This window comes from Dyella sp. 05T440 (genome assembly GCF_056395965.1).
Genome location: NZ_JBFTKN010000019.1, coordinates 82290 through 107296 on the forward strand (window position 1 = coordinate 82290; position 25007 = coordinate 107296).

At 64.3% G+C, this 25007-nt stretch carries 27 protein-coding genes, 1 tRNA gene and 1 other RNA gene; 14 read left to right on the forward strand and 15 right to left on the reverse strand.

Annotation, left to right across the window (positions count from 1 at the left end; all coding sequences use genetic code 11):
• The first annotated feature begins 4 nt into the window (after positions 1–4).
• From AC1DE1_RS19380 to AC1DE1_RS19415, 8 genes are all read left to right on the forward strand, one after another.
• The gene (locus AC1DE1_RS19380) at positions 5–799 is read left to right on the forward strand and encodes a L,D-transpeptidase family protein (RefSeq protein ID WP_477175058.1); all 795 of its coding nucleotides are present in this window, start codon (positions 5–7) and stop codon (positions 797–799) included.
• A complete protein-coding gene (locus tag AC1DE1_RS19385) occupies positions 796–2043 on the forward strand; it encodes a dicarboxylate/amino acid:cation symporter (RefSeq protein ID WP_477175057.1) in 1248 nt (415 codons plus the stop codon). The genes AC1DE1_RS19380 and AC1DE1_RS19385 overlap by 4 nt, the downstream gene beginning before the upstream one ends.
• Positions 2040–3176: an NAD(P)/FAD-dependent oxidoreductase gene (locus AC1DE1_RS19390; RefSeq protein WP_477175056.1), complete on the forward strand. Its 1137-nt coding sequence runs from the start codon at positions 2040–2042 to the stop codon at positions 3174–3176. The genes AC1DE1_RS19385 and AC1DE1_RS19390 overlap by 4 nt, the downstream gene beginning before the upstream one ends.
• Before the next feature lie 256 nt (positions 3177–3432).
• Positions 3433–4029, forward strand: coding sequence for an anthranilate synthase component II (locus AC1DE1_RS19395; protein WP_477175055.1), 597 nt, complete (start codon positions 3433–3435; stop codon positions 4027–4029).
• Positions 4026–5093, forward strand: coding sequence for an anthranilate phosphoribosyltransferase (gene trpD, locus AC1DE1_RS19400; RefSeq protein ID WP_441605484.1), 1068 nt, complete (start codon positions 4026–4028; stop codon positions 5091–5093). The genes AC1DE1_RS19395 and trpD overlap by 4 nt, the downstream gene beginning before the upstream one ends.
• Before the next feature lie 42 nt (positions 5094–5135).
• Entirely contained in the window at positions 5136–5930 is a 795-nt protein-coding gene (trpC, locus tag AC1DE1_RS19405; RefSeq protein ID WP_441605485.1) for an indole-3-glycerol phosphate synthase TrpC, read from the forward strand.
• 19 nt (positions 5931–5949) lie between these two features.
• Entirely contained in the window at positions 5950–6651 is a 702-nt protein-coding gene (locus AC1DE1_RS19410) for an HAD family hydrolase (RefSeq protein WP_441605486.1), read from the forward strand.
• A 186-nt stretch (positions 6652–6837) separates the two neighbouring features.
• A complete protein-coding gene (locus AC1DE1_RS19415; RefSeq protein WP_477179267.1) occupies positions 6838–7827 on the forward strand; it encodes a bifunctional helix-turn-helix transcriptional regulator/GNAT family N-acetyltransferase in 990 nt (329 codons plus the stop codon).
• Between the two features lie 78 nt (positions 7828–7905).
• On the opposite strand, the gene crp is transcribed toward AC1DE1_RS19415, so the two are convergent.
• The gene (gene crp, locus AC1DE1_RS19420; protein ID WP_441605488.1) at positions 7906–8601 is read right to left on the reverse strand and encodes a cAMP-activated global transcriptional regulator CRP; all 696 of its coding nucleotides are present in this window, start codon (positions 8599–8601) and stop codon (positions 7906–7908) included.
• Between the two features lie 278 nt (positions 8602–8879).
• Here crp and speD point away from each other — a divergent pair, with 278 nt between their 5' ends.
• Positions 8880–9665 carry an adenosylmethionine decarboxylase gene (speD, locus tag AC1DE1_RS19425; protein ID WP_019465856.1) on the forward strand — a complete coding sequence of 262 codons (786 nt, stop codon included), beginning with the start codon at positions 8880–8882 and terminating at the stop codon, positions 9663–9665.
• Between the two features lie 920 nt (positions 9666–10585).
• On the opposite strand, the gene coq7 is transcribed toward speD, so the two are convergent.
• Positions 10586–11227: a 2-polyprenyl-3-methyl-6-methoxy-1,4-benzoquinone monooxygenase gene (gene coq7 / locus AC1DE1_RS19430; RefSeq protein WP_477165769.1), complete on the reverse strand. Its 642-nt coding sequence runs from the start codon at positions 11225–11227 to the stop codon at positions 10586–10588.
• Positions 11224–12438: a (Fe-S)-binding protein gene (locus AC1DE1_RS19435; RefSeq protein WP_477175053.1), complete on the reverse strand. Its 1215-nt coding sequence runs from the start codon at positions 12436–12438 to the stop codon at positions 11224–11226. Before AC1DE1_RS19435 ends, coq7 begins: the two co-directional genes overlap by 4 nt.
• Before the next feature lie 140 nt (positions 12439–12578).
• Here AC1DE1_RS19435 and rplM point away from each other — a divergent pair, with 140 nt between their 5' ends.
• The 3 genes from rplM (at position 12579) to AC1DE1_RS19450 (ending at position 13549) form a co-directional block, all read left to right on the forward strand.
• A complete protein-coding gene (gene rplM, locus AC1DE1_RS19440) occupies positions 12579–13007 on the forward strand; it encodes a 50S ribosomal protein L13 (RefSeq protein ID WP_046972628.1) in 429 nt (142 codons plus the stop codon).
• A gap of 9 nt (positions 13008–13016) precedes the next feature.
• Entirely contained in the window at positions 13017–13409 is a 393-nt protein-coding gene (gene rpsI / locus AC1DE1_RS19445) for a 30S ribosomal protein S9 (RefSeq protein ID WP_046972627.1), read from the forward strand.
• A gap of 66 nt (positions 13410–13475) precedes the next feature.
• Positions 13476–13549 (forward strand) — tRNA-Gln (locus AC1DE1_RS19450).
• A 433-nt stretch (positions 13550–13982) separates the two neighbouring features.
• On the opposite strand, the gene AC1DE1_RS19455 is transcribed toward AC1DE1_RS19450, so the two are convergent.
• The 7 genes from AC1DE1_RS19455 to AC1DE1_RS19485 form a co-directional block, all read right to left on the reverse strand.
• Positions 13983–15086 carry a hypothetical protein gene (locus AC1DE1_RS19455; RefSeq protein WP_477175052.1) on the reverse strand — a complete coding sequence of 368 codons (1104 nt, stop codon included), beginning with the start codon at positions 15084–15086 and terminating at the stop codon, positions 13983–13985.
• Positions 15087–15244: 158 nt separating this feature from the next.
• Complete coding sequence (gene rpiA, locus AC1DE1_RS19460; protein WP_441605647.1) at positions 15245–15883, reverse strand: ribose-5-phosphate isomerase RpiA; 639 nt, start codon at positions 15881–15883, stop codon at positions 15245–15247.
• Positions 15884–15909: 26 nt separating this feature from the next.
• Positions 15910–16374 carry an EVE domain-containing protein gene (locus AC1DE1_RS19465; RefSeq protein ID WP_441605646.1) on the reverse strand — a complete coding sequence of 155 codons (465 nt, stop codon included), beginning with the start codon at positions 16372–16374 and terminating at the stop codon, positions 15910–15912.
• Positions 16371–16991 (reverse strand): 5-formyltetrahydrofolate cyclo-ligase, encoded by a 621-nt coding sequence (locus AC1DE1_RS19470; RefSeq protein ID WP_477175051.1) that lies wholly within the window; start codon positions 16989–16991, stop codon positions 16371–16373. The genes AC1DE1_RS19465 and AC1DE1_RS19470 overlap by 4 nt, the downstream gene beginning before the upstream one ends.
• A gap of 79 nt (positions 16992–17070) precedes the next feature.
• A non-coding RNA gene (gene ssrS, locus AC1DE1_RS19475) (6S RNA) lies at positions 17071–17257 on the reverse strand.
• Positions 17258–17263: 6 nt separating this feature from the next.
• Entirely contained in the window at positions 17264–17587 is a 324-nt protein-coding gene (locus tag AC1DE1_RS19480; RefSeq protein ID WP_441605644.1) for a cell division protein ZapA, read from the reverse strand.
• Positions 17580–17819, reverse strand: a complete 240-nt coding sequence (locus AC1DE1_RS19485) for a TIGR02449 family protein (RefSeq protein WP_441605643.1) — start codon at positions 17817–17819, stop codon at positions 17580–17582. The genes AC1DE1_RS19480 and AC1DE1_RS19485 overlap by 8 nt, the downstream gene beginning before the upstream one ends.
• A gap of 103 nt (positions 17820–17922) precedes the next feature.
• Here AC1DE1_RS19485 and AC1DE1_RS19490 point away from each other — a divergent pair, with 103 nt between their 5' ends.
• Both AC1DE1_RS19490 and AC1DE1_RS19495 read left to right on the forward strand, forming a co-directional pair.
• Positions 17923–18483, forward strand: a complete 561-nt coding sequence (locus AC1DE1_RS19490) for a UPF0149 family protein (protein ID WP_441605642.1) — start codon at positions 17923–17925, stop codon at positions 18481–18483.
• A 2-nt stretch (positions 18484–18485) separates the two neighbouring features.
• Positions 18486–19790, forward strand: coding sequence for an aminopeptidase P N-terminal domain-containing protein (locus tag AC1DE1_RS19495; RefSeq protein WP_477175050.1), 1305 nt, complete (start codon positions 18486–18488; stop codon positions 19788–19790).
• Positions 19791–19891: 101 nt separating this feature from the next.
• Here AC1DE1_RS19495 and cydX read toward each other — a convergent pair whose 3' ends face one another.
• The 5 genes from cydX to pepQ all read right to left on the reverse strand — a co-directional run bounded on the left by cydX (position 19892) and on the right by pepQ (position 24521).
• On the reverse strand, positions 19892–20023 hold the full coding sequence (gene cydX, locus AC1DE1_RS19500; protein WP_121882642.1) for a cytochrome bd-I oxidase subunit CydX: 132 nt from the start codon (positions 20021–20023) through the stop codon (positions 19892–19894).
• A gap of 15 nt (positions 20024–20038) precedes the next feature.
• A complete protein-coding gene (gene cydB / locus AC1DE1_RS19505; RefSeq protein WP_441605640.1) occupies positions 20039–21169 on the reverse strand; it encodes a cytochrome d ubiquinol oxidase subunit II in 1131 nt (376 codons plus the stop codon).
• A 10-nt stretch (positions 21170–21179) separates the two neighbouring features.
• Positions 21180–22766, reverse strand: a complete 1587-nt coding sequence (locus AC1DE1_RS19510; protein ID WP_441605639.1) for a cytochrome ubiquinol oxidase subunit I — start codon at positions 22764–22766, stop codon at positions 21180–21182.
• A complete protein-coding gene (locus AC1DE1_RS19515; RefSeq protein WP_477175049.1) occupies positions 22763–23005 on the reverse strand; it encodes a hypothetical protein in 243 nt (80 codons plus the stop codon). The genes AC1DE1_RS19510 and AC1DE1_RS19515 overlap by 4 nt, the downstream gene beginning before the upstream one ends.
• Positions 23006–23192: 187 nt before the next feature.
• Entirely contained in the window at positions 23193–24521 is a 1329-nt protein-coding gene (gene pepQ / locus AC1DE1_RS19520) for a Xaa-Pro dipeptidase (protein WP_477175048.1), read from the reverse strand.
• Between the last annotated feature and the right edge of the window lie 486 nt (positions 24522–25007).

Here is a 25007-nt window from a genome sequence, read left to right on the forward strand (position 1 = left end):
TCGCATGACTTCTCCCGCCCGTCGCTTTGTGATTCGTCATCTTCTTGCCGCCGCGTTGAGCTTGACCACGGTGGCGCCGGTCGCCGCGGTGTTTGCCGCCGAGCAACCGCTGGCCTGGCAGGCTTCGCGCCAGATGGTGCTGGTGATCACGCCGGACTGGAACGCCGACCACGGCGTGCTGCGTGCGTACGAGCGCTCAGGCAACCGCTGGAAGCCGATCGTGGACGCGCAAGCGGTCACCGTGGGGCGCTCGGGTTCCGCCTGGGGCCTCGGTCTGAATGCCGCGCAGGCCGACGGCCCGCAGAAGCACGAAGGCGACGGCCGTGCCGCCGCCGGTGTGTATCGCGTTGGCGAAGTCTTCGGTTACGCCGCCAGGGCCGATACGCACATGCCTTACGAGGCGATGCAGGACACCGACTGGTGCGTCGATGTTGATGGTTCGCCGTACTACAACCAGATCGTCGATACCAGGAAGGTCGGCGAGAAAGCGGTGGAGGGCGCCAGCGAACCGATGCGCCGCGACCTGCATCTGGACGGCGACCAGCGCTACAAGATCGGCTTCGTGATCGAGCACAACGCCAAGGGCAAGCCGGGCGGCGGCAGTTGCATCTTCGCGCACCTTTGGAAATCGCCGACCGACGCGACCGCCGGCTGCACCGCCATGCCCGAGCCGGTGATGCGCCGTCTGCTGAGCTGGATGAAGCCCGAGGAGCAGCCGGTATTCGTCCTGCTGCCACAAAGCGAATACGAGCGGTTGCAGGCGTCCTGGCAGCTGCCTTCGCTGGGCAAGCAGCCTTGAGTCCGACGTCGAGGGTACTCATTGGTTTGGTCCTGGGCGCGGTCGGTGGCCTGAGCCTGGATGCCTGGTGGCCTGGCGCGGCACTACCGGTAGCCGACGCCGTGCAACCGTTTGGACGTCTATGGCTGAACGCATTGCAGATGACCGTGGTGCCCCTGGTGTTTGCGCTGGTAGTCGTGGGCGTGAACACGGCCAGCGACGCGGCGGCCTCCGGGCGCATCGCGCGGCGTGCCATCGTGGCCTTCCTGCTGATACTCACTGGCGGCGCGTTGTTCGCCGCCGTCGCCGCACCGCGGTTGTTTGCGCTGTTTCCACATAATCCGTCGCTGACGGCCGCGCTCGACAGCGCGGTGGCCTCACACGCGCCGCCGGTGGCCGCTGCCGTGGGTTGGGCGGAGTGGTTCAATGGCATCGTGCCCGCCAACGCGATCATGGCCGCGGCGCAGAGCGCCATGTTGCCGCTGGTGGTGTTCGCGCTGTTCTTCGGTTTCGGCTTGACGCGTATCGATGCCACCCGCCGCGCGCTGATCGTGTCGTTTTTCCAGGCCATTGCCGACACCATGATCGTGGTGGTGCGCTGGGTGCTGTGGGTGGCGCCGCTGGGCGTGTTCGCCCTGATCCTCGCGGTATGCGCACGTGCTGGCCTGCATATGCTGAGCGCGCTGGGCATCTATGTCCTGGTGGAATGCCTGCTGTATCTCGCGGTCACCTTGCTGATGCTGCCGGTCGCCATCGTATGGGGCGGCGAAACGCTGCGGCGCTTCGTGCCCGCGCTGCTTCCGGCCCAGATCGTGGCTGCAAGCACGCAGTCGTCGCTGGCTTCGTTGCCGGCCATGCTCGAAAGCGCAGAGCGCCGTCTAGGCTATCCACCGCAGGTGAATGCATTGGTGCTGCCGATGGCCGTCAGCCTTTGTCGTCTCACCAGCCCGATCCAGTACGTGACGTCGGCGTGTTTCATCGCCTGGGCGTACGGCATCGATGTGGGCGTGGCGCCGCTGTTTGCCGCGGCCTTGCTGGCGGTGGTGATCAGTCTCGGATCGGTGGGGCTGCCCGGCGCGGTCAGCTTCATGGCGACCAATCTGCCGGTGGCGCAGGCCATGGGCGTGCCGGTGGGGCCGCTGGGCCTGATGCTGGCCGTGGATGCCTTGCCCGATGCGCTCGCGACCTTGGGCAATGTCACTGCCGATCTCACCGCCACCAGTGTGGTGGCCCGTCAAACCGCCCGGGATAGCGACAAGGCATGAGTACGCTGCACGACGTCGATGTGATCGTGATCGGTGCCGGCATGGCCGGCGCCTCCGTCGCCTATTTTCTCGCACCGCATGCGCGCGTGCTGGTGCTTGAGCGCGAAGAGCATGCCGGCATGCATTCCACCGGGCGTTCGGCAGCGCTGTTTTCCGAGACCTACGGATCCGCGCAGGTGCGTGCCTTGACGCGTGCCGCGCGCCGCTTCTTCGATCATCCGCCTGAGGGCTTCGCGGGGCACCCAGTGCTTTCGCCGCGCGGCTCGCTGAGCATCGGCACGGTGGATCACATCGAGAAGGTACACGCGCTGCATGCAGAGATGGCGCCGCGCACACGCGGCCTGCGCGTGGTGGATGCGGCATGGCTGCAGGAAACGGTACCGGTCCTGCGTCCTGAGGCGGCGCAAATCGGTTTGTACGAATCCGGCGCTGCCGACATCGACGTCAACGAACTGCACCAGGGCTTTCTTCGCGGCCTGCGGGCACAGGGTGGCCAACTACGCTGCAATGTCGACATCCGCTCGATTGAACATGGACCGGGCCATTGGTTTATCGATGCCGGCCACGAGCACTACCGCGCACCTTTGCTGATCAACGCCGCGGGCGCGTGGGTGGACCAGATCGCCGCGCTCGCGGGCATTGCACCCATCGGCATCCAGCCGCGTCGACGCTCGGCATTTCTGTTCGAAGCGCCCACCGGAATGGACACCTCGCGCTGGCCGTTCGTCACCGACGTCGACGAAGGTTTCTACTTCAAGCCCGATGCCGGCCTCCTGCTCGGCTGCCCAGCGAACGCGGATCCGGTGATGCCGCACGACGTGCAGCCGGAGGAGCTCGATATCGCCATCGGCATCCATCGCATCGAAGAGGCGACCACGATGACCATTCGCCGGCCCACGCGCACCTGGGCAGGCCTGCGCTCATTCGTTGCCGATGGTGATCTGGTGGGCGGTTTCGCGCCGGGTTCCGGTGATTTCTTCTGGGTCGCGGCGCAAGGCGGCTACGGCATCCAGACCTCGGCGGCGATGGGTGAAGCCTGCGCGAATCTCGCCCTGGGCCGTCCGTTGCCCGGCCATCTGCAGGATGCCGGCGTCACCGCCGACATGCTCGATCCCCGGCGCCTGAAGGGCTGACTCGGGCGCGTTCGGGAGCGCCGCCGGCCCAACAACCCGCGGGCCGGTTTCCGGCACTCATGGTGTCGTCTGCCCGGCCGCCGGCCTCATATCCAGCGCTTCCCCACAATTCCATGCTGCATCGCCGCGACGGCCACCGCTACAATCGGGCAGGTCGGCGCTCGCGCCGACACCCGCTGACGGTAGGGATGCCTGGCGCTGTCCAGCGCCAGCGGCGCGTTGCTTGGTATAACCAAATCAAAGAGTTGGGCCCTGTATGCTGCTGATGATCGACAACTACGACAGCTTCACCTTCAACCTCGTGCAGTACCTGGGCGAGCTGGGCCAGGCGGTGAAGGTGGTGCGCAACGACGCGCTGGACGTGGCTGGCATCCGGGCGCTCAAGCCCTCCCACATCATGATTTCGCCGGGCCCCGGCACGCCGGACGATTCGGGCGTGTCGCTGCAGGTGCTGAGCGAGCTGGCCGGTGAGATCCCCGTGTTCGGCGTGTGCCTGGGTCATCAGGCCATCGGCCAGGTGTTTGGCGGCAAGGTGATCCGCGCCAAGCAGATCATGCACGGCAAGACTTCGCCGGTGCGTCACCGCGGCCAGGGCGTGTTCGCCGGGCTGCCCGATCCGTTCGAGGCGACGCGCTATCACTCGCTGGTGGTGGAGCAGGAGTCGTTGCCCGACTGCCTCGAAGTGACCGCCTGGACGGAAAACGCCGACGGCAGCATCGACGAGATCATGGGCCTGCGCCACAAGACGCTGAACGTTGAAGGCGTGCAGTTCCATCCCGAATCCATCCTCACTCAGTACGGCCACGACTTGTTGCGCAACTTCCTCGGCCTGCCGTTGAAGCTCGCGGCATGAACGTGGCAGGCAACGTGGGGCGCCGCGTCACCATCACGCCGCAGGAAGCGCTACAGCGCACCATCGAGCACCGCGAGATCTTCCACGATGAAATGATCGAGCTGATGGGGCAGATCATGCGCGGCGAAGTGAGCCCGCTGATGACCGCCGCCATCATCACCGGCCTGCGTGTGAAGAAAGAAACCGTGGGCGAGATCACCGGCGCGGCGCGCGTGATGCGCGAGCTGTCGGCGAAGGTGGAACTGCCCGCGCACGAGCACTTCGTGGACATCGTCGGCACCGGTGGCGATGGTGCCTCGAGCTTCAATATTTCCACCACCTCGATGTTTGTTGCCGCCGCCGCCGGTGCGCGCGTGGCCAAGCATGGCGGTCGCAGCGTGTCGTCCAAGTCGGGCAGCGCGGATGTGCTCGAAGCGCTGGGCGCAGTGATCGATCTGCCGCCCGCAAAAGTGGCCCAATGCATGCAGGAAGTCGGCATCGGCTTCATGTTTGCGCCCAACCATCATCCTGCGATGAAGGTGGTGGCGCCGGTGCGCAAAGAGATGGGCGTACGCACGCTGTTCAATATCCTCGGACCGCTGACCAATCCGGCCGGTGCGCCGAATATTTTGATGGGCGTGTTCCATCCCGATCTGGTCGGCATCCAGGTGCGCGTGCTGCAGGCGCTGGGCGCGAAACACGCGCTGGTGGTGTGGGGACGCGACGGCATGGACGAGATCTCGCTGGGCGCGGCCACCCTGGTGGGCGAACTGCGCGACGGTGAAGTGCGCGAATACGAAGTGGAGCCGGAAGATTTCGGCCTCGCCATGGCGTCCAGTCGTAATCTGCGCGTTGAGAATGCGGAAGAATCGCGTGCCATGCTGCTCGAGGCCCTGGAGGGGCGTCGTGGCGTGCCGCACGACATCGTGTGCCTCAATGCGGGCGCTGCGCTGTACGCTGCCAATGTGGTGGATTCCATCGCCGCAGGCATCGAACTCGCACGCTCAACCATCGCCAGCGGCGCTGCTCGTGCAAAAATGGACGCCTTCGTCGCCGTCACACGGCGTCTGGCGGAAGCGTCCTGACGCTCACGCTACTTTCATCCCCTTTCCCCGCAAGCTTTTGCCATGACCGACATCCTCCAGCGCATCCTCACCCGCAAGACTGAAGAAGTGGCCGAACGCAGCGCCAGGCTGCCGCTGGCAGAACTGTCCTCGCGCGTGGCCGATCTGCCGGAAACCCGCGGTTTTGCGGCCGCGATCGAGGCGAAGGTGGATGCCGGCCAGGCCGCTGTCATCGCTGAAGTGAAGCGCGCGAGCCCGAGCAAGGGCCTGATCCGTCCGGATTTCGATCCCGCCGCGATCGCGCGCAGCTACGAGCAGGGCGGTGCCGCCTGCCTGTCGGTGCTCACCGATAAGGATTTTTTCCAGGGCAGCGAAGATTTCCTGCAACAGGCGCGCGACGCCTGCTCGCTGCCGGTGCTGCGCAAGGATTTCGTGATCGACCCGTACCAGGTGTACGAAGCGCGCGTGATCGGCGCGGACTGCATCCTGCTGATCGTGGCGGCGCTGAGCGACTCCGCGCTGCTGGATCTGTCGATGCTGGCGGCCGAGCTCGATCTGGACGTGCTGTGCGAAGTGCACGACGCCGAGGAACTGGAGCGCGCGCTCGCGCTGCCGGTGCCGCTGATCGGCGTGAACAACCGCAACCTGCGCACGTTCCACACCTCGCTGGATACCTCGCTGGAATTGCAGCAGCTGATGGAATACGACCGCATCCTGGTCAGCGAATCGGGCATCCACACGCCCGACGATGTCGCCACGCTGCGCGAGGCGGGCATCAACGCCTTTCTCGTGGGTGAAGCCTTCATGCGCGCCAACGATCCGGGCGCGGAACTGAAGCGCCTGTTCGCCACGGCCTGAGTCTCGGGCAGGTCGACGCATGAGCACAGGGGAAACCGGTCTGGAGTCGGCAGCGGCGGAAGCAGCCGTGGCCGCGCCGCGCACGGTGTTGTTCGATTTCGATGGCGTGCTGATTCACGGCGACGCCTTTTATCTGTTCATGCGCGAGCGCTTCCAGCGCTCGTGGCTGCGCAAGTTCGGCGCCTTGCTGGCGCTGCCGTGGATGCTGCTGGTGGTGCCGTTTTCGCGTCGTCTGGCCGAGCGCGCGCTAGTCCATGTGGGTCTGATGGGTCTCAACGAGCGTCGCTACCGCCTGGCGGCCGAAGCGTTCGGTGCAAGCCTGACGCGTCGCCCCAAGCAATTTTGCCGCGACGGCCTGAACGCCTTGCGCCGCCATCAGGCCGCGGGCGACCGCGTCATCGTGGTCACCGGCTGCGAGCACGTGCTGGTCAGCCACATCCTGTCTCAGCTGGGCCTGGGCGAAGTGGACGTGCTGGCTTCGCAGCTGCGTCCCGGACCGCTGGGCATGCGCGTGAAGCTGCACAATGTGGGTCGCCGTAAACCCGCGCAGCTGGCGGCTTTCGGGGTTGGCGAGTGGCATGTGGCCTATAGCGACTCGCTGGTCGATGCCCCCATGCTCAAGCCTGCCGCGGAAGCCGTCCTGGTCAACGGCACGCCCAAGCTCTGCAAGAAGCTGGAGCGGGCACTGGGTCGCACGATTACCCGCGTCGACTGGTTCTAACCCACAGCTCGTTGTGGGAGCGCACTCTGTGCGCGACACCGGTCGTTGTGGGAGCGCACCCTGTGCGCGACACCAGGTTGCGACACGTTGCCGACAAGGGCAGTCGCGCACAGGGTGCGCTCCCACAAGGGGAGGGGCTTCGCGACGCGCGTTGATATCTACTCATCATGGTTCGAGGGTTGTCGGATGTATCTCCCTACGCTCGCCCAGCTGGCGCTCGGCAGCCGGCTCAAGTCGCTTAGCGACCACTTTTACACCGCCGTCGACGAGGTCTACCGCACCTGCGGGGCAGGCGTGGAATCGCGCTGGTTTCCGGTACTGCGCTTTCTATGGGAGAACGGCGAAACCACGGTCAGCGATGTGGCCCAGGCCATCGGGCAAACCCATTCGGCCGTGAGCCAGCTGGCCGACAAGCTGGTCGATGCCGGCCTGGTCTGCCGCAACAAGGATGCCCAGGATGGTCGCCGCAGCCTGCTTGGCCTTACCACCAAGGGACGTACCGACCTATCCGCGCTGGGGCCGATCTGGGTCGCGGTGCGTCGTGGCATCGTCAAATCCTTGGGCGAGCAGGAACTGGAGGCTTTGCTAAATGCCCTGGCTGCCACCGAGGCGGCCGTGCAGGATCGTCCCGTGGTCGACGCCATGCTGGCCGAATATGCGGCGCTCACCACCGCGGTACTGGAAGTGGTGTCCTACGAGCCGGCCCTGAAAGAGCACTTCTACCGCCTCAATGCGCAGTGGCTGGAGCGCCATTTCCGCATCGAGGAGATCGACCGCGAGATGCTGGGCGACCCTGAGCGCCACGTGCTGGCGCCGGGTGGGGCGATCTTCTTTGCGCGCCTCGCCGGCGAGGTCATCGGCACCTGCGCGCTGCTGTGCGAATCGCCGGGCGTCTATGAGCTGTCCAAGATGGGCGTGGACGAGACCTTCCGCGGCATGGGCGCCGGGCGTGTGCTGCTGGCCGCCGCCATCGCCGAATTCCATCGCCGCGGCGGCCAGGAACTGTTCCTGGAATCCAACAGCCGCCTCAAGACGGCGCTGCGCATGTACCAGCAGGCCGGTTTCGTGTTGCAGCCATCGGTGCTCGCCGGCTCGCACTACGAGCGGGCGGACGTGTACATGATCTACCAGCCGGAACATCGCCAGGTCGCCAAGGCGGGCGCCCCCCGGGGCTGAGTCCGGCTGCGGCAGGCTGGAAACAAAGAAACCCGGCCGAGGCCGGGTTTCGTCGTCTGGGCGAAGCCCGGATGAGGCTTAGCGCGTGCCGCGCACCACGATGGTCTTGCCGGCCACGTCGATCATGCGCTGTTCCTCGAGCTGCTTGAGCACGCGACCCACCATCTCGCGGGAACAGCCCACGATGCGGCTTACTTCCTGGCGGGATATGCGGATCTGGGTGCCTTCCGGGTGGGTCATCGCATCAGGCTCCTGGCACAGGTCCAGCAGCGTCTTGGAGATGCGGTTGGTCACGTCCATGAAGGCCATGCGGCTGACCTGGCGCGAGGTGCGCAGCAGACGGTGCGTCAGCTGGGAACCGATGGCGAACAGGATCTTCGGACATTCCTCGCGGAGCGGGCCTTCCAGCAGCTGGAACAGGCGCTCATAGCTGATCTCGGCCATCTCGCAAGCGGTGCGGGTGCGCACCATGGACTCGCGCTGTGCCTGCTCCACGAACAGGCCCATCTCACCGATGAACTGACCCCGGCTCAGGTACGCCAGGATCAGTTCGCGGCCTTGCTCGTCCTCCGTGCAAACGGCCAAAGAGCCGTCCACGATGTAATAAAGCGTGTTGGCCGGGTCGCCCGGTCGAATGATGGCGGTCTTGCCCGGGTAGCGTCGGCGATGGCAAAGCGCAAGAAATCGCTCCATCGACGCCGGATCCGGAGCGAAATTCGCTGGCGCCTGTGACCGTTCAAAAGCCTGCTGTAGCTGATATTTGAGTTGCGCCACGTGAGATCCCGTTGATTCAAAACGGGGGCCGCAAGCGTCCCCCGGTAGTCCAAACCTTACCCCTCCGGGCATTATGGCAAACTAACCTGAGCTTCCGGAGGTTCAGTTTTCCTTTTTTTTGCCGCATACTTCACGGTCTTTCGGACGCGATCCCTTTGTCGCGCTCCCGTCACAAGGGTCGTGGAAGCTTCGGGCTTTCACGTCGAATTATCCAGCGGGGACCCTTGTAGCTAACCCGCCTCTACTGCTGGCCCCATCCCCGGCCATGGAGAGTCGTTGTGGTTAAACCGCTTCCGCGCCTGCGTTTGCAAGGCTTCAACAATCTGACGAAGGCCCTGAGCTTCAACATCTACGACATCTGCTATGCGGTGTCCGAAGAGCAGCGCCAGCGTTATATCGAATACATCGACGAGCAGTACGACGCCGATCGCCTGACCCAGATCCTGACGGATGTGGCCGAAATCATCGGTGCCAACATCCTGAACATTGCACGCCAGGACTACGATCCGCAAGGCGCATCCGTCACCATCCTCATTTCCGAGGAGCCGGTGGTGGAAAAGCTCGGCCGCGACACGATCTCCGACGCGGTGGTCGCGCACCTGGACAAGAGCCACATCACCGTTCACACCTACCCGGAAACGCACCCGCACAACGGCATTGCGACCTTCCGCGCGGACATTGATGTCGCCACCTGCGGCGTGATCTCGCCGCTGAAGGCCCTGAACTACCTGATCGACAGCTTCGAATCGGACATCGTCATCGCCGACTACCGCGTGCGCGGCTTCACGCGCGACGTGAAGGGCAAGAAGCATTTCATCGATCACAAGATCAACTCGGTGCAGGACTACCTGGCCAAGCACATCCGCCAGAAGTACGAGATGTTCGACGTGAACGTGTACCAGGAAAACATGTTCCACACGAAGATGCACATCAAGGACTTCGACCTTGATACGTATCTGTTCGAGGCGCATGCGGATGACCTCTCGTTCAAGGAGCGCCAGCGCATCGAGTCGCTGCTGCGGCGCGAGATCGAGGAGTTGTTCCATGGTCGCAACCTGATGTGACGAAAAACCCGCCGGAAGGCGGGTTTTTTTTATGGCTCGTATCGCGGTCTAGAGCGGTGTTTGGCCTTTGACTGTCATCCCGGCGCAGGCCGGGATCCAGAGCCTCGGTTTCTGGTTGTTGCGTTAGGGCCAGCGTGCCGCCTACGCGGCGGGCGTTTCGATCGGCTGCCGCCGCTCGAGTCACTTTTCTTTTGCTGGCCCAAAAGAAAAGTAACCCAAAGAAAATGGCCTGATAACGCCCGCAGCATCGTGTTGGGATAAGCCCGAACGCTCGAGGCGCGTCGTGGTGGGACAACCTCCGAGGGTACACAGGGGGTACTTCAAAGCGCTGCGCAACGCGCCCGAATCGCTGAGGACTTAAAGCCGAGGCTCGCTTCGCATTGCCTTTGGTTTGCTGGGTTTCGGGGAGCATTTCACTTCTCCCTCTCCCCTTCGGGGAGAGGGTCGGGGTGAGGGGCGGGTGCTCGCGGCGGTGTAGCTATCCGAGCTTTTAAACCCAAAACGCAACCGCCCTCATCACCATCGCCGTCAAATGCATTCGCCGGGTATGGAGGCGGCCCGTCAACCCGCCGCCACCCCTTGTGGGAGCGCACCCTGTGCGCGACAGCAACCCACCAGGTGCCTCATTTCAAAGTCGTCGCGACCACCCCCGCATGCCCGGCTCTTGGGGCAGTCGCGCACAGGGTGCGCTCCCACAAAGAACCGGTGTTCAGACGCGGTACGCCACCGCCTTCATCACCATCGACGTCAAACGCATCACGCCGGGCAAGGGGTGCGGCCCGTCAACCCGCCGCCACCCCTTGTGGGAGCGCACCCTGTGCGCGACCGCAACCCACCAGGTGCCTCATTTCAAAGTCGCCGCGCATGCCCGGCTCTTGCGGCTGTCGCGCACAGGGTGCGCTCCCACAAAGAGCCGGTGTTCAGACGCGGTACGCCACCGCCTTCATCACCATCGACGTCAAATGCATCACGCCCGGTATCGGAAACGGCAAGTCGATGCCGCCGCGCTCGCGTGCGTTGTGTGCATGACGGATCTCATCGGCCTGCATCTGCGACAACACGGCGCGCGAGCGCTCGTCCTGGGCAGGCAGCTTGTCGAGATGCTCTTCGAGGTGCGCCTCCACCTGCCGCTCCGTCTCCACCACGAAACCCAGGCTCACCGGATCACCGGCCAGTGCCGCGATCGCGCCAATGGCGTAGCTGCCGGCGTACCACAGTGGATTGAACAGGCTGGGGCGGCTGTCGAGTTCTTTCAGGCGGTCGGCGCACCAGGCCAGGTGATCGGTTTCTTCGGCGGCCGCGTGCTGGAGGTGTTCGCGGATGTCGTCGTTGCGGGCCAGGGCGGCCTGTCCGTCATACAGCGCCTGGGCGCAGACTTCGCCGGTGTGGTTGATGCGCATCAGGCCCGCGGCGTGGCGGCGTTCGGCATCGTCCATATCCGCTTCATCGAAAGCATCGGCGGGCGAGGGGCGGGCCGCTTCCGGTGCGCCGGACACGGTTTCCAGCGCGCGTTCGATGCCGGACAGCAGGCGGTCGAGCGGGGAGAGTGTGCGTGCGTTCATGGCGAAATCTCCAGTTGCTGCGCGAGCAGGGTCAGCGGATGCATGGTCGGCCAGTGCTCGCCTTGCTTATCCATGCCCGCAGCCAGGTGCAGGCGACAACCGATATTGGACGACAACAGCTGCTGGGGTGCCAAGCTGGCAATTTGTCCAAGCACGCCCTCGCGCAACCGTGCCGCGCGTTCGGGAAACTCCAGCATGTGCGAACCAGCCGCGCCACAACAATGTGGTGGACGCGGCACCACCGCGAGATCGAGCGAGGGCACCTGCCGCAGCAGATCCTGCAGGGCCGATTCGCTGCGGGCGACATTGATCTGCGTGCAGGGGAAATGCACGGCGACGCGGCGCTGCAGCGGACGGAAGACGAGGCGATCCCGACGCTCCGCCAACAGCGTGACCGGGTCGCTCACCGCGACATCGGGCAGGGCGCGGCGCAGGGTGCCCAGGCAGCCGGGCGTCACGCTGACCAGTTGGGTCGCGCCGGAGCGTTGCCAGCTGTCGCGCACGCGTTCGGCCAGGCGATCGGCGGTGTCCATGTCGCCGCCATGCAGGTCCATGGCGCCACAACAGAAGGCGGGCAATCGTTCCACGCGGTAGCCCGCCGCCTGGAGCAGGGTGATGGTGGCGCGTTCGGCCGCTTCGTCTTCAACGCTGGCCACGCAGCCGGGAAAGAGGGCGACGGCGGGCTGGTCGGCGTCCTGGTTTTTGGGTGCTGGCGGGGCGGGCGCATGCTCCGCGTCCGCGTCCGACCAGGTTTCCAGCGCGGCGCGCCATGCCGATGCGGCTGGCAGGCGGTCGGCGAGTCGCTGCTTCCAGTGCGCCAGGCCGGTCGAGCCGCCCACGCGGGCCGCCAGTCTCAACAGGCTGGGTTGTTTGAGCATCGCCAGCAGCTGCTTGGGGCGTCGCGGCGACGGGCCAATCAGCGCCCGGGTCTCCACCAGCAGTTCGTCGTACTTGACGTTGGCCGGGCAGACGCGCTGGCAATTGAGACACCCCAGGCAGTGATCCAGATGGATGCGCAGGGCGTCCGTGGGCTCCGCGTCGCCCCGCGCCAGCGCGGCGGCAATGGCGATACGGCCGCGCGGAGACTCCGCTTCATTGCCGTCCAGGCCGTAGGTGGGACAGGTGGGAAGGCACAGGCCGCACTGCACGCACTGGTCGGCAAGAGAGGCGATCTTCTGTTTTCGAGTGTGTGGGGGCTTTTCAAGCGCCATGGTCGTCATGCTATCATTGCCAGCTCGCATCCCACCGGTCGGTGGGCTTGCGCGATTGATGAAAACTCCGTTATCATCTCGCGCCTTTGTTCCACCGATTATGTGAACCGCCCTAGAGGCGGCAGACTAGGTATTCTGAAATGAAAACGTTCAGCGCCAAGCCGGAAAGCGTCAAGCGCGATTGGTTCGTGATTGACGCCACGGACAAGACGCTCGGTCGTCTGTCGACCGAGATCGCCCGCCGTCTGCGTGGCAAGCACAAGCCGGAATTCACCCCGCACGTCGACACCGGCGATTACATCGTCGTGGTCAACGCTGAGAAGGTGGCCGTCACGGGTGCCAAGCTGGACGACAAGATGTACCACCGTTTCACCGGTTACGTCGGCAACCTCAAGACCATGAGTCTGAAGGACCTGCTCGCCACGCATCCGGAGCGCGTCATCGAAATCGCCGTCAAGGGCATGCTGCCGAAGAATCCGCTCGGCCGCGCGATGTACCGCAAGCTCAAGGTGTACGGCGGCGCCGAACATCCGCATACCGCTCAGCAGCCGCAGGCGCTGGAACTCTAAGGAATCATTATGGCGATCCAGCAGAACTACGGCACCGGCCGCCGCAAGACCTCCGCCGCTCGCGTGTTCCTGCGCAAGGGCAGTGGCGCGATCACGGTTAACGGCAAGACTCTCGACCAGTTCTTCGGTCGTGAAACCTCGCGCATGATCGTGCGTCAGCCGCTTGAGCTGATCGAAGCGACCGACAAGTTTGACGTCAACGTGACCGTCGCCGGCGGCGGCATCACCGGCCAGGCCGGTGCGATCCGTCTCGGTATCGCTCGCGCCCTGATCGAGTACGACGAAAGCCTGAAGTCCCAGCTCCGCAAGGCTGGCTTCGTGACCCGCGACGCCCGCGAGGTCGAGCGCAAGAAGGTCGGTCTGCATAAGGCCCGCCGCGCTACCCAGTTCTCGAAGCGCTAATTCTCCTCGGAGAGTTGCTTCGACGGTCCGGTGCACCAAGTCAGAGCGCACCGCTCCGCAGGGTTTTGGGAGATCGTCTAACGGTAGGACAACGGACTCTGACTCCGTTTATCTAGGTTCGAATCCTAGTCTCCCAGCCAAAATAAAAAGCCCGCCTTTACGGCGGGCTTTTTATTTTGACTGGGAGGGTCAGGAGACGGACCTCGTTCGACAAATTTGTCAGGAACAAATTTGGACAGCGCGCAGCGCTGGCCCCGTAGCGCGAAGCGCGTAGGGGTGAGCCCCATGGATGGGGCGAACAATCCCCAGGCCCCACGCAATAGAGAGCCCGCCTAACTGGCGGGCTTTTCACTTTTTTTGGGAGGGTCAGGAGACGGACCCCGTTCGACAAATTTGTCAGGAACAAATTTGGACAGCGCGCAGCGCTGGCCCCGTAGCGCGCAGCGCGTAGGGGTGAGCCCCATGGATGCGGCGAACCATCCCCAGGCCCCACGCAAAGAAAAGCCCGCCTAACTGGCGGGCTCTTTATTTTGACCGGGAGGGTCAGGAGACGAGCGGCAAACCCGCACGCCACTATCGCGGCACCAGCATCGGAGTCGCCCCGCTTACAGCGTGCCTCTGGTTAAGGCGGGTCATCACCAGAACGAGCTGTGGATTGTCGAAACTGACGTCGATGCCATCCACTGTCCTGAATGTTGGCAACGGAACCTTGGTCGCCTTGCCAATCGAGTCGATCCTGTAAAGACCATCCGTACCGACGGCCCAGAGTGACCCGCCGCTGGCGGTGAGGCCAAAAAACGCTACGGTCTGCGGCAGTTGTCCACGTTTTCCACCTTTGATGGCGAACGAGGTGCTGAAGGGCTTCTCGAAGAGCGAGCGCACCTCGTCACCACACACCTCGACGATGCCCCCGCGCTCCATAACCAAATGGACGAGCCCAACGGCCACAGCATTGCACCTCGTGTTCCATGGTTCGGTGGCGATGCCGTGGACCGCATCGCATGCAGCGTTCAAAGGGCCGCTGCATAGGTCGCTGCCGTCCCTGCGCTCGATGGCGGTGACGACCCCGCTGGCTTTGTCGATACGTTGCAGTCCGCCGCCCCATTCGCCGGCATTGATAGCGACCAGCAGGGTCGTGCCAGTGTCGTGCATGGCGGTGACGCTACCAAAAGGCAGCTCCGCGGAAAGTTTCGTGATCCGCGCCGAGCCGCTCTTTGCGAGCTGGATGACGCGTGCCGACGTCAGCAGAGTTGTGTCATCAGCGCCGCAATTCATGGCGGCCAGGCCGTCATCCTGGCGTGCCACGGTTGAGGTGGCATGCCATCGTGTTCCATCCCACTGGCGAATCGTCCAGTCACCGGTGTTGGTGCCAGTAATGACCTGAACCCCGGTACCGGTGGCGCAAACGTCAAGAACGGGCTCGGGAAAATCGAGTGTGACGCGCTTATCGGCGTCCTGAGCGATGGTCGACAGCTCCCCCGCATCGGAGAGCAGCCAAAGGCGGCCATTGGAAAAAAGCGCACGCATCAGAAAGGACTGTTGATCTTCTCGTGCCGGCTCCGTGGCTTGCGCGTGCATCGGAGTGCAGGCGATCAGCGTTGCCAACATCATCGACGCTACGGTGACCGTGGCGCCGGTGAACATGGCGAATCGGCGTGGGAAAACCATCGAGCCCATGTCGTTCCTCCCCGTTGTTTCGCCGAGGATAAGCGATTGCTAGCAGCAAGGGCGGCCGCCGTTTTGAGGCGGTGCTCGAGGGGCACTCCTTCGCCAACGAAAAAACGCCGACCTTCGGGCCGGCGTTCTTCATGACGCAGATAGTCCCGGGCAGGCAATCACATCACCCGATCACCCACCAACACCACATCCGCCGCCCGCCGCGCGAACAGCCCCACGGTGACAATGCCCGGAATCTGGTTGAGGTCATTCTCCAGGCCCACCGGATCGACGATCTGCCACCCGTGCACATCAATCACCCAGTTGCCATTGTCGGTGACCACGCCGTCGCGCCACACCGGGGTGCCGCCGCGCTTGACGATCTCGCGTCCCACCAGGCTGCGTGCCATCGGAATCACTTCGATCGGCAGCGGAAACTTGCCGAGCAACTGCACCTGCTTGCTCGAGTCGATGATGCACACGAACTTGGCGCTCGCTTCGGCGATGATTTTTTCGCGCGTGAGCGCAGCGCCGCCGCCCTTGATGAGGCGCTTGTGCGTATCGCACTCGTCGGCGCCATCCACGTAGAGATTCAGTGGACCGGTAGCGTTGAGGTCGAGCACCGGGATGCCCAGACGCTTGAGGTGTGCAGTGGACTGCTCGGAGCTGGACACCGCGCCTTCGATGCGGTCCTTGAGGTCCGCGAGGGCATCGATGAAGAAGGCGACGGTGGAGCCGGTGCCGACGCCCACGATGGCTCCGTTCTCGACGTAGCGGATGGCGGCTTCGCCGGCCTGGCGTTTTTCGTTGGCGCTCATGATGTGGATCCGATAAGAGGTAAGCGTTATTCCATCGTCAGGATATGGCGCCATTCCTCGGCGCCTACCGGCATGACGGAGAGTCGGTTGCCTTTGCGCACCAGCGCCATGTCGGCGAGCGCGGGGTCGGCCTGCAGCTGCTTGAGCGTGATGGTGTGCTTGAACTTCTTGACGAACTTCACGTCCACCAGCATCCAGCGCGGATTGTCGCGCGAACTGCCGGGGTCGAAATATTTGCTCTTGGGATCGAACTGGCTCGGGTCGGGATAGGCATCCGTGGCGACTTCGGCAATGCCCACGATGCCGGGCTCTGCGCAGTTGGAGTGATAGAAGAAAACCTTGTCGCCCACGCGCATGCCGTCGCGCATGAAGTTGCGCGCCTGGTAGTTGCGCACGCCGTCCCAGTGTTCCTGGCCTTTGCGCTTGAGATCGTCGATGGAGAAAGCGTCTGGCTCGGATTTCATCAGCCAGTACTGCGTGGTTTTACTCATGCGTGCGCCTCTCCATCTTCGCGCGTGGCGTGGCAGTCGATCAGTTCGCGATCGGTGGCGATGAAATCGAGCGGCACATCCCAGGGCTCTTCATCGATCTCGGGCAGTTCCTGGAACGCATAAGCGATGCCAACCAGCAGCGGTTCGGTGGGGCGCACCTGTTCGTTGAGGAAGGCAAACGCGCGGTCGTAGTAGCCGCCACCCGTACCCAGCCGGTTGCCGCGACGATCGAAGGCGGTCAGCGGTACCAGTACAAGGTCGAGCTGGAAGGGTTCCAGCAGTTCCTTCGGCTCGGCGGGTTCGGGAATGCCGAAACGATTGGGCTGGACGGGTTCGCCCGACTGCCACGGTGCAAACCGCAACTGATGATTCGGACCGATCACCGGCAGCAGGAATTGCTGTCCCCGCGTCGCCAGCGGCGGAATGATCAGATTGAGCGGCAGTTCGCCGTCGTGGGCCCAATAACCGGCGACGCGGGCGTCGGTGAGGTATTCGGGAAGCTGATCGAGGCTGCGGCGCAGCCCCTGGGCGGCGGCGATGCGCTGGACCGGCGCCAGGGCCCGGCGCTGTTCGGCCAGTTGCCGGCGTAGTTCGCGTCGCTGGGCGTTGGCGTCCACGTTCGCGTCTCCTGCGGTGCGAGCGAGTGGCCTTTCGAACTTACGGCGCCCAAGGGCGCCGTAAGTTAAGGAATAGGTGGCGTTAACCGCGATGCCGCTGCCCACCGAACGACCTTGATCCACGATGGATCAGGTGGGAGGGCGACATGGTCTCGAGGCTTTCCGCACGCGGCGGACATGCACAACAACCGATGAAAAGCCGACCCGGGGCCGTATTTAGGAACAAGGCAAATGTAAGAGTGTGCTGGCGCACACCGCAGATAACGCCGTGACTATTTTATGGTGCCGTCGAGTGCCGCTTCAAGCTTGCGACGCAGTGCAGTAATACCGTCAGTCACGCTCTGATCAGAGCCAGTGTGCTGCTTGCGCAGCGCAAGGAACTCATGGGTGACGCTGATGGCGGCAAGTACGGCGAGACGATCGAAGCCTGGCGCCTTGGCGTTGGCACGCAATTCGCGCATCTTGCGATCGAGGTAGGCGGCCGATTCCAGCAGCCCTTCGCGCTCTTCCGGCGCGCAGGCGATCAGGAATTCGCGATCCACCAGCCGCAGGGCGACCGGTTCGTTGGCGGTGGTACCCACGCTGCTCTCAGCCATTGCTCTCAAGCGCCTTCAGTCGCTGGATCATTGCTTCGACGCGGCTGCGCGCCTGTTCGTTGCGCGCCATCAGACCGGCCCGCTCGCTGGCCAGTTGTTCCTGGCTGTGACGCAGGCTACGGTTTTCTTCCGTAAGACGGCGTACCGCGTCGATCAGGCGATCGACCTGCTCGCCGAGTACGGCAAGCTCGTGCTTGACAGGATCTGGCTTGACGGAATCGGGCGCGCTCATGGGCCGGAACTATAGCAGGAGGTCTGGCCAAAGCAGCAGGCTCAAGGACGTTTCGGGAACCAGTGCATTAAACTGCCCGCTTGTCTTGAAGAGGAACCAGGCCATGAGTGCGAACGAGCTGATCGGCTACGACGAACTGGACGCTGCCGCCGCCCGTCTGCAGCTGGCGGAAGACGCCAGCGGCCTGCATGGATCGCTATGCGGTTTCCTGGCGGGAGGCGGTCGGATCGGGCGCCAGTCGCTGGTCGAAGCACTGCACCTGGATGCCGAAGCGGCCACCCCGTCGGCCGGTGATCAGGGCGTGCTCGATCGCCTGGTCAAGCAGACCCAGGCTGAGCTGGCCGATCCGGAACTGGGCTTCGAGCCGATGTTGCCGGCCGACGATCGTCCCTTGACCGAACGGGCCGACGCCCTGGTCGACTGGTGTCGCGGGTTTCTCGGCGGCTTCGGCCTGGCTGGTGCGGAAACGCACAGCAAGTTGTCCGAAGAGGCACAGGAAATCCTCAAGGACCTGGGCACCATCGCGGCCTCGTCGTTCGAGTTCGGCGATGAAGCCGAGGACGAGGATTCGCTGATCGAAGTGCATGAATTCGTGCGCCTTGGCGCGATGCTGTTGTTTGCCGAATGTTCCAATCGCGGCCCGAACAGCGACACCGTGCATTGACCATGTCGTCCGAGGAATACGCCCGTCGCCGCCGCCAGTTGATGCGCATGGCGGGCGATGACGCGGTGGTGCTGGTTGCCGCCGCACCTGAGCGGGTGCGCAATGCGGACGCCAACTGGCCCTACCGCCAGGACTCGGACCTGCACTATCTCTCGGGTTTCCCCGAGCCTGAAGCGGTGCTCGCCCTGATGCCGGGGCGAAAGCACGGGGAGGCCGTGCTGTTCTGTCGCGAGCGCGATGAAGAACATGAGCGCTGGCATGGCGAGTCCATCGGCACCGACCGCGCCGTCAGTGAGCACGGCATGGACGACGCGTTTCCCATCGACGATATCGACGACATCCTGCCCGGCATGATCGAGGGCAGGGCGCGCGTGTACTGCCATTTCGGCCGCGAGCCGGAGTTCGATGCCCACCTGCTGGGCTGGATGCGTCGCCTGCGCCAGTTGCGCGGCGGCGGTGTGGTGCCGAAGGAATTCGTCGCGCTGGGGCACCTGCTGCACGATCTTCGCCTGTACAAATCGCGTGGCGAGCTGAAGCTGATGCGTTCGTCCGCCAACATCGCGGCCGAGGCACATCGGGCGGCGATGCATGCGGCGATCGCCGGGCGCCATGAATACGAAGTCGAGGCGGAAATTCTCCGCGTGATGCGCCGTCACGGCGCGGTTCCCGCCTTTCCGCCCATCGTGGCCAGCGGCGCCAATGCCTGCGTGATGCACTACACCGCCAACCGCGCCGTGTTGCGCGATGGGGATCTGTTGCTGGTGGATGCGGGCGCCGAAGTGGACTGCTATGCCTCCGACATCACCCGCACCTTTCCCATCAGCGGTCGTTACAGCCGCGAACAGCGGGCGCTGTACGAAGTGGTGCTGGCGGCGCAGCTGGCGGCGATCGACGAAGTGCTGCCGGGGCGCGCGTTCAATGCAGCGCACGAAGCCGCCGTGCGGGTGATCTGCGAAGGCTTGTGCGCGCTGGGTCTGCTCAAGGGTTCGGCCGACGACGCCATCGCCGAAGGGAGCTACAAGCGCTTCTTTCCGGCTAAAACAGGCCACTGGCTGGGCCTGGACGTGCATGACGTGGGCGACTACCGCGTCGATGGCGAGCCCCGCGTGCTCGAACCCGGCATGGTGGTGACGGTGGAGCCGGGCATTTACGTGCCGCCGGGCGATTTCACCGTGGCCGAGCGCTGGCGCGGCATCGGCATCCGCATCGAAGACGATGTGGCGGTGGTCAAGGAAGGCAATGACGTGCTGACGCGTGACGTGCCCAAGGATGCGGATGAGATCGAGGCCTTGCTGGCCTCGCGTTGACCGACCTACCTCTGTGGGAGCGCACCCTGTGCGCGACTGCCGCGGCATGCAACCTCGACGCAGTCGCGCACAGGGTGCGCTCCCACCATAGAATCACTTCCTCACTTTCCGGCCGGACGCGGCTCCTTGCGCTGATGCGCCTCATCGTCTGCATGCACTTCGTACCACATCGCGTTGAGGATGCCGAACGCGCAGGCAAGGCCAAGGCCGAGCATCCAGGAGAAATACCACATGGCGTCGTTCCTCTCTCAGTAAGTGCTGCCGGAATGGCGCACGTGCTCCAGCGTCACGCGACCGCGCATCACGTGGTACACCCAGCTGGTGTAGATGATGATCAGCGGCATGAAGATCAGCGTCATCGCCAGCATCAGGCCCAGCGTGCCCTTGCTCGACGAGGCATCCCACACGGTAAGGCTGGAACGCGGATCCAGCCGAGAAGGCAGCAGGAACGGAAACAGCGCGAAGCCGGCGGAAAGTATCGTGCCCGCCACCATCAGGCTGCTGCACAGGAAGCCGCCCAAGCCCTTCTTGCCGACCGTGAGCTGCACGCCGATCGCGCCGGCGAAAGCAACCACCGGGGCGAGCCAGAACGAGGGATGCTGCAGGTAGCTGGCAAACCAGCTGCTGCCGTGCGCAACCTGCTTGAACAGGGGATTGGACACGCCGTCGGTCACCACCGGACCCACGATCGCGTAACCCGCCACGCCGTAAGCGAGCCAGATGCCGGCCGCGACGTAGACCACTACATAGGCCAGCGTGGCCCAGCGCGCGACGCGCACCGCACGATCAGCGACCACATGGTCGGCCTTGTAGGCCGCCCAGCAGGCGCCGTGCGCCAGCAGCATGCTCAGCGAGACGAGACCGGCCATCAGCGCGAAGGGATGCAGCAGCTCGAAGAAGCTGCCGTGCCAGGTCATGCGCAAGTCGTTGTCGAACTGGAACGGTGCGCCCAGGAACAAGTTGCCGAAGGCCACGCCGGAAATCAGCATCACCACGATGCCCGACGTCGTCAGCACGCCATCCCACAGCGTACGCCAGCGCGGATCGTGCACCTTCCCGCGGAAGTTGAAGCCCACCGGCCGCAAGATCAGCGCGAGCAGCACCAGGAAGATCGCCAGGTACATGCCCGAGAACGACACCGCATACAGCTGCGGCCACGCGGCAAAAGCCGCACCGCCGCCGAGCACGAACCACACCTGATTGCCTTCCCAGGTGGGCTCGATGGTTTCCAGCATCACCAGTCGTTCGTCTTCGGTCTTGCCCAGCACGCGCAGCAGCGCGGCGATGCCGAAGTCAAAGCCATCCATGATGGCGAAGCCGATCAGCAAGACGCCGAGCAAGGCCCACCAGATCACGCGTAGCGTTTCATAGTCGAACATGACGTTCTCCTCAGGCGCCTGCGTGGGCGGCAACGTTGGTGATGGGCGGCACGGGTTCGGACGGTGGCCACAAGCCAAGGCCATCCGGCCCCTTCTTCGCGTACTTCACCATCAGCACGGCGTCGATGATGGCCAGCACGCTGTAGAACAGCACGAAGCCGCCCAGCGAGGTCCACACCTGTCCCGTGGTGACGCTGGACACGCCCAGCGCAGTCGGCAGTACGCCTTCGATCGCCCATGGCTGGCGCCCGTATTCGGCCACGATCCAACCCAGCTCGGTGGAAATCCATGGCAGTGGCAGGCTCCATAGCGCGAGCTTCAGATACCAGCGACGCTTGTCGAGCTGGCGCTTGCTCGCCTGCCAGAACGAGAACGCGAACAGTACAATGAAATAGAAGCCCAGGCCGACCATGATGCGGAACGACCAGAACAACACCGGCACATTCGGAATGGTGCTTTCCGCCGCCTTCTGGATATCCGCCGGCGTCGCCTTGCGCGGGTCGTCCATGAAGCGCTTGAGCAGCAGGGCGTAGCCCATGTCTTTGTCGTGGGCTGTGAGGATGGCCTGGGCCTGCGCGTTGTTCTTGTCGTCGCGCAGGACCAGCATCGCGTCATAGGCCTGGATGCCGGTGTTGATGCGGCCCTTGGTGTCTTCCACCAGGTTGACGATGCCGGGGATCGGTTTGTCGATCGAACGCGTGCCGATCAAGCCCATCACCCACGGAATGCGCAGGGCGTAGTGGGTGGTGTGGTTCTCCACATCCGGCAGGCCAAACAAGGTGAACGATGCGGGTGCTGGTTCGGTTTCCCACATGGCCTCGATGGCGGCCATCTTCATCTTCTGGTTTTCCGATACGGCGTAACCGGACTCATCGCCCAGCACCACCACAGAGAGCGCCGCGGCCAGTCCAAAACTCGCCGCCACCGTCATCGAGCGCTTGGCAAAATCCACGTTGCGACCGCGCAGCAGATACCAGGCGCTGATGGAGAGCACGAACATCGAACCGATGACGTAGCCGGCACTCACCGTGTGCACGAACTTGGCCTGCGCCACCGGGTTGAACATCACCTCGCTAAACGAAGTCACCTCCATGCGCATGGTCTGCACGTTGAACGCCGAACCCACCGGATTCTGCATCCAGCCATTGGCGATCAGGATCCATAGCGCGGAGAGGTTGGTGGCAAACGCGAGGAACCAGGTGGTGAGCAGGTGCGCCATGCGCGACATGCGGTCCCAGCCCACGAAGAACAGGCCGACCAGGGTCGCTTCCAGGAAGAACGCCATCAGGCCTTCGATGGCCAGCGGCGTGCCGAAGACATCGCCCACGTAGTGCGCGTAATACGCCCAGTTCATGCCGAACTGGAACTCCATGGTGACGCCGGTGGCGACGCCCATGGCGAAGTTGATGCCGAACAGCACGCCCCAGAACTGCACCATGCGCTTCCAGACTTCGCGCCCGGTCATCACGTAGACGGCTTCCATGATGGCCAGCATCCACACAAGGCCGAGCGTGAGCGGTACGAACAGGAAGTGATAGAGCGCAGTCAGCGCGAACTGCAGGCGTGAGAGCGTGACGACCTCGGGATCGATGATCATGGGCTGCCTGCTTGCGATGAGGAAGAAGAGGACGCCGGCGCGAGCAGGTGCTCGATGGCGGCGGGACGGGTATCAGGGCGTGCGTAATGCGCTGCGACCGCCCACCAGACCAGGGAAATGAACACGATCTTGGCGAGCACCAACACAATCAGCTTGCGCGCCAGGCGACGCAGCGGCGGCTTTGGCAAGTCGACGGGAACCGACACCGGCATGACCGGTTCGGCGGACGGCATGGACATGCAGCAAGCCCCTAGCTGTACCTTGAGGCGAGCATACGCAACCCATGTGAAGTTGTCGTGCGGAGGGTTGCCGCAGCGGCGAATCGCCGCCGAGACGCCGTGCCGCATGGCGCGGGCGGTGTCTTGATGCAGGCAGCTTCAGCAGGGCCCGCCATCGCGTGGCGGGCCCTGGCAACCGGTGAAAACGTCAGCCGATCAGTGCGAAGGCATCGCGGGTGAGGTTCTCGGGGTCGGCGTCGGTGCAGACCACGTCGTCTTCGATCCGGATGCCGCCGTAGGGACGGAAGCGTTCCACGCGCGCCCAGTCGATGTCGCTGGCCACCGGCTTGGCGCGCAGTTCTTCCAGCAGCATGTCGATGAAGTACAGGCCTGGCTCGATCGTGACCACCATGCCCGCTTCGAGCACACGCGTCATGCGCAGATAAGGATGGCCTTGCGGGCGGGCGATCGTGCCGCCGGTTTCGGACGCCTGGAAACCGGCGACATCGTGCACCTGCAGGCCAATGGGGTGACCCAGGCCATGCGGGAAGAACGCCGACGTGACGCCCGAAGTCACGGCGCTGTCCGCGCTCATGCGCACGATGCCGTGCTCGCGCAGTACCTCGGCCAGCACGTGATGCGCGTGGATATGTAGTTCCGGATAGCTCTGGCCCGCGCGCACCTTCGCGGCAAAACCCCGCTGCGCTACATCGACGCTGTCGATCAGCGCCTGAAATTCGGCATGGCCTTTCGCGGCGTACGTGCGCGTGATGTCGCTGGCGTAACCCGCGGCGCTGGCGCCGGCATCGATCAGGAAGGAGCGGCTCTGTGCCGGCGGCTGGCGATCGAAGTGCGTGTAATGCAGCACGGCTCCGTGCTCATTGAGACCCACGATGCTCGAATAAGGCAGCTCGGCGTCGTTCTGGCGCGTGGCGGCGAGATAGGCGAGGTGGATGCCAAATTCGCTTTCGCCAGCGCGGAACGCCTGCTCTGCAGCGTGATGAGCACGCGCGCCGATGCGGCTTGCTTCGCGCATCAGTTCCAGTTCATAAGGGGTCTTGTAGGAGCGGTGCCAGTGCAGGTAGTCGAGCACCGCCTGCGGGTTGTTCGCCTCGGCGCCGGGCACGCTCGGACACTCGGGCCCCAGGATGGCGCGACGGGTCTTGGCATCCGGCAGCAGCGCCACGGCGTCGGTCGCTTCGCGCACGATCTCGATATCGAAGTGTTCCACCCAGTAGCCACTCGGGGCGGCCGGCACGACGTGCCAGTAATCCTTGGGCTGCAGGAAGATCAGCTTGGGCTTCTGCCCCGGCGTATAGACGATCCAGCTACCCGGCGTGTCCGTGAGCGGCAGCCAGTGGCGGAAAAGCGGGTTGGCGACGAAAGGGTAGTCCTGGTCGTCCAGAAACTTGCGCAGCGGCGTCCCTGCGGCGATTACCAAGTGGTCGAATCCGCCGCCCAGGGTTAGCGCTTTGTCGGCACGGTCGCGCAGCGTGGCGAGGTGCTGGGGATAGAGCGAGGCGAGACGGTCGTGCATGGTGACTCCGGGCGGCGGCGCCTGGCGGTGTTTGGGCCGGGCGGGTGGGGGAGGGGGACATGATGGCGCGGAGGGGAGGGGATCGCTAGTTGGGGGGGCTGACGCTTTCGTCCCGTCCACACGCACACCCCCGGTTCTTGCTCGTTGTCCTGCGCAGGCTGGGTTCTTTTGATCGTCATGCCGGCTTAGGCCGGAAGCGCTCTTCAACAGCCGAATGGCTGGTCATCCAGAGCCTCGGTGTTTGGTTTTAGCGATACGGCGATCTGGCTCGCCTGCCGCGGGCTTCCGCCCTCCTGCCGGAGGCCGGGTTACTTTTCTTTGCTTGCCCAAAGAAAAGTAACCAAAAGAAAGGGCCCCCCGGATGACGCGCCTTCCGGGCCTTTGGCCCTCCAGGTGCGCGTGCGGGTTACGGGGTTTTTCGACAGGACATCCCTGTCCTGTCGAAAAACTGGCCGCATCCATGCGGCCACCCTTCGGGCTTTCCTC

Coding starts and splice junctions, on each gene's coding strand:
- AC1DE1_RS19380 (WP_477175058.1), top strand. CDS start 5: ATGACTTCTCCCGCCCGTCGCTTTGTGATTCGTCATCTTCTTGCCGCC.
- AC1DE1_RS19390 (WP_477175056.1), top strand. CDS start 2,040: ATGAGTACGCTGCACGACGTCGATGTGATCGTGATCGGTGCCGGCATG.
- AC1DE1_RS19395 (WP_477175055.1), top strand. CDS start 3,433: ATGCTGCTGATGATCGACAACTACGACAGCTTCACCTTCAACCTCGTG.
- trpD (WP_441605484.1), top strand. CDS start 4,026: ATGAACGTGGCAGGCAACGTGGGGCGCCGCGTCACCATCACGCCGCAG.
- trpC (WP_441605485.1), top strand. CDS start 5,136: ATGACCGACATCCTCCAGCGCATCCTCACCCGCAAGACTGAAGAAGTG.
- AC1DE1_RS19410 (WP_441605486.1), top strand. CDS start 5,950: ATGAGCACAGGGGAAACCGGTCTGGAGTCGGCAGCGGCGGAAGCAGCC.
- AC1DE1_RS19415 (WP_477179267.1), top strand. CDS start 6,838: ATGTATCTCCCTACGCTCGCCCAGCTGGCGCTCGGCAGCCGGCTCAAG.
- coq7 (WP_477165769.1), bottom strand. CDS start 11,227: ATGAACGCACGCACACTCTCCCCGCTCGACCGCCTGCTGTCCGGCATC.
- AC1DE1_RS19435 (WP_477175053.1), bottom strand. CDS start 12,438: ATGGCGCTTGAAAAGCCCCCACACACTCGAAAACAGAAGATCGCCTCT.
- rplM (WP_046972628.1), top strand. CDS start 12,579: ATGAAAACGTTCAGCGCCAAGCCGGAAAGCGTCAAGCGCGATTGGTTC.
- rpsI (WP_046972627.1), top strand. CDS start 13,017: ATGGCGATCCAGCAGAACTACGGCACCGGCCGCCGCAAGACCTCCGCC.
- AC1DE1_RS19455 (WP_477175052.1), bottom strand. CDS start 15,086: ATGGGCTCGATGGTTTTCCCACGCCGATTCGCCATGTTCACCGGCGCC.
- rpiA (WP_441605647.1), bottom strand. CDS start 15,883: ATGAGCGCCAACGAAAAACGCCAGGCCGGCGAAGCCGCCATCCGCTAC.
- AC1DE1_RS19465 (WP_441605646.1), bottom strand. CDS start 16,374: ATGAGTAAAACCACGCAGTACTGGCTGATGAAATCCGAGCCAGACGCT.
- AC1DE1_RS19480 (WP_441605644.1), bottom strand. CDS start 17,587: ATGGCTGAGAGCAGCGTGGGTACCACCGCCAACGAACCGGTCGCCCTG.
- AC1DE1_RS19485 (WP_441605643.1), bottom strand. CDS start 17,819: ATGAGCGCGCCCGATTCCGTCAAGCCAGATCCTGTCAAGCACGAGCTT.
- AC1DE1_RS19490 (WP_441605642.1), top strand. CDS start 17,923: ATGAGTGCGAACGAGCTGATCGGCTACGACGAACTGGACGCTGCCGCC.
- AC1DE1_RS19495 (WP_477175050.1), top strand. CDS start 18,486: ATGTCGTCCGAGGAATACGCCCGTCGCCGCCGCCAGTTGATGCGCATG.
- cydX (WP_121882642.1), bottom strand. CDS start 20,023: ATGTGGTATTTCTCCTGGATGCTCGGCCTTGGCCTTGCCTGCGCGTTC.
- cydB (WP_441605640.1), bottom strand. CDS start 21,169: ATGTTCGACTATGAAACGCTACGCGTGATCTGGTGGGCCTTGCTCGGC.
- AC1DE1_RS19510 (WP_441605639.1), bottom strand. CDS start 22,766: ATGATCATCGATCCCGAGGTCGTCACGCTCTCACGCCTGCAGTTCGCG.
- AC1DE1_RS19515 (WP_477175049.1), bottom strand. CDS start 23,005: ATGTCCATGCCGTCCGCCGAACCGGTCATGCCGGTGTCGGTTCCCGTC.
- pepQ (WP_477175048.1), bottom strand. CDS start 24,521: ATGCACGACCGTCTCGCCTCGCTCTATCCCCAGCACCTCGCCACGCTG.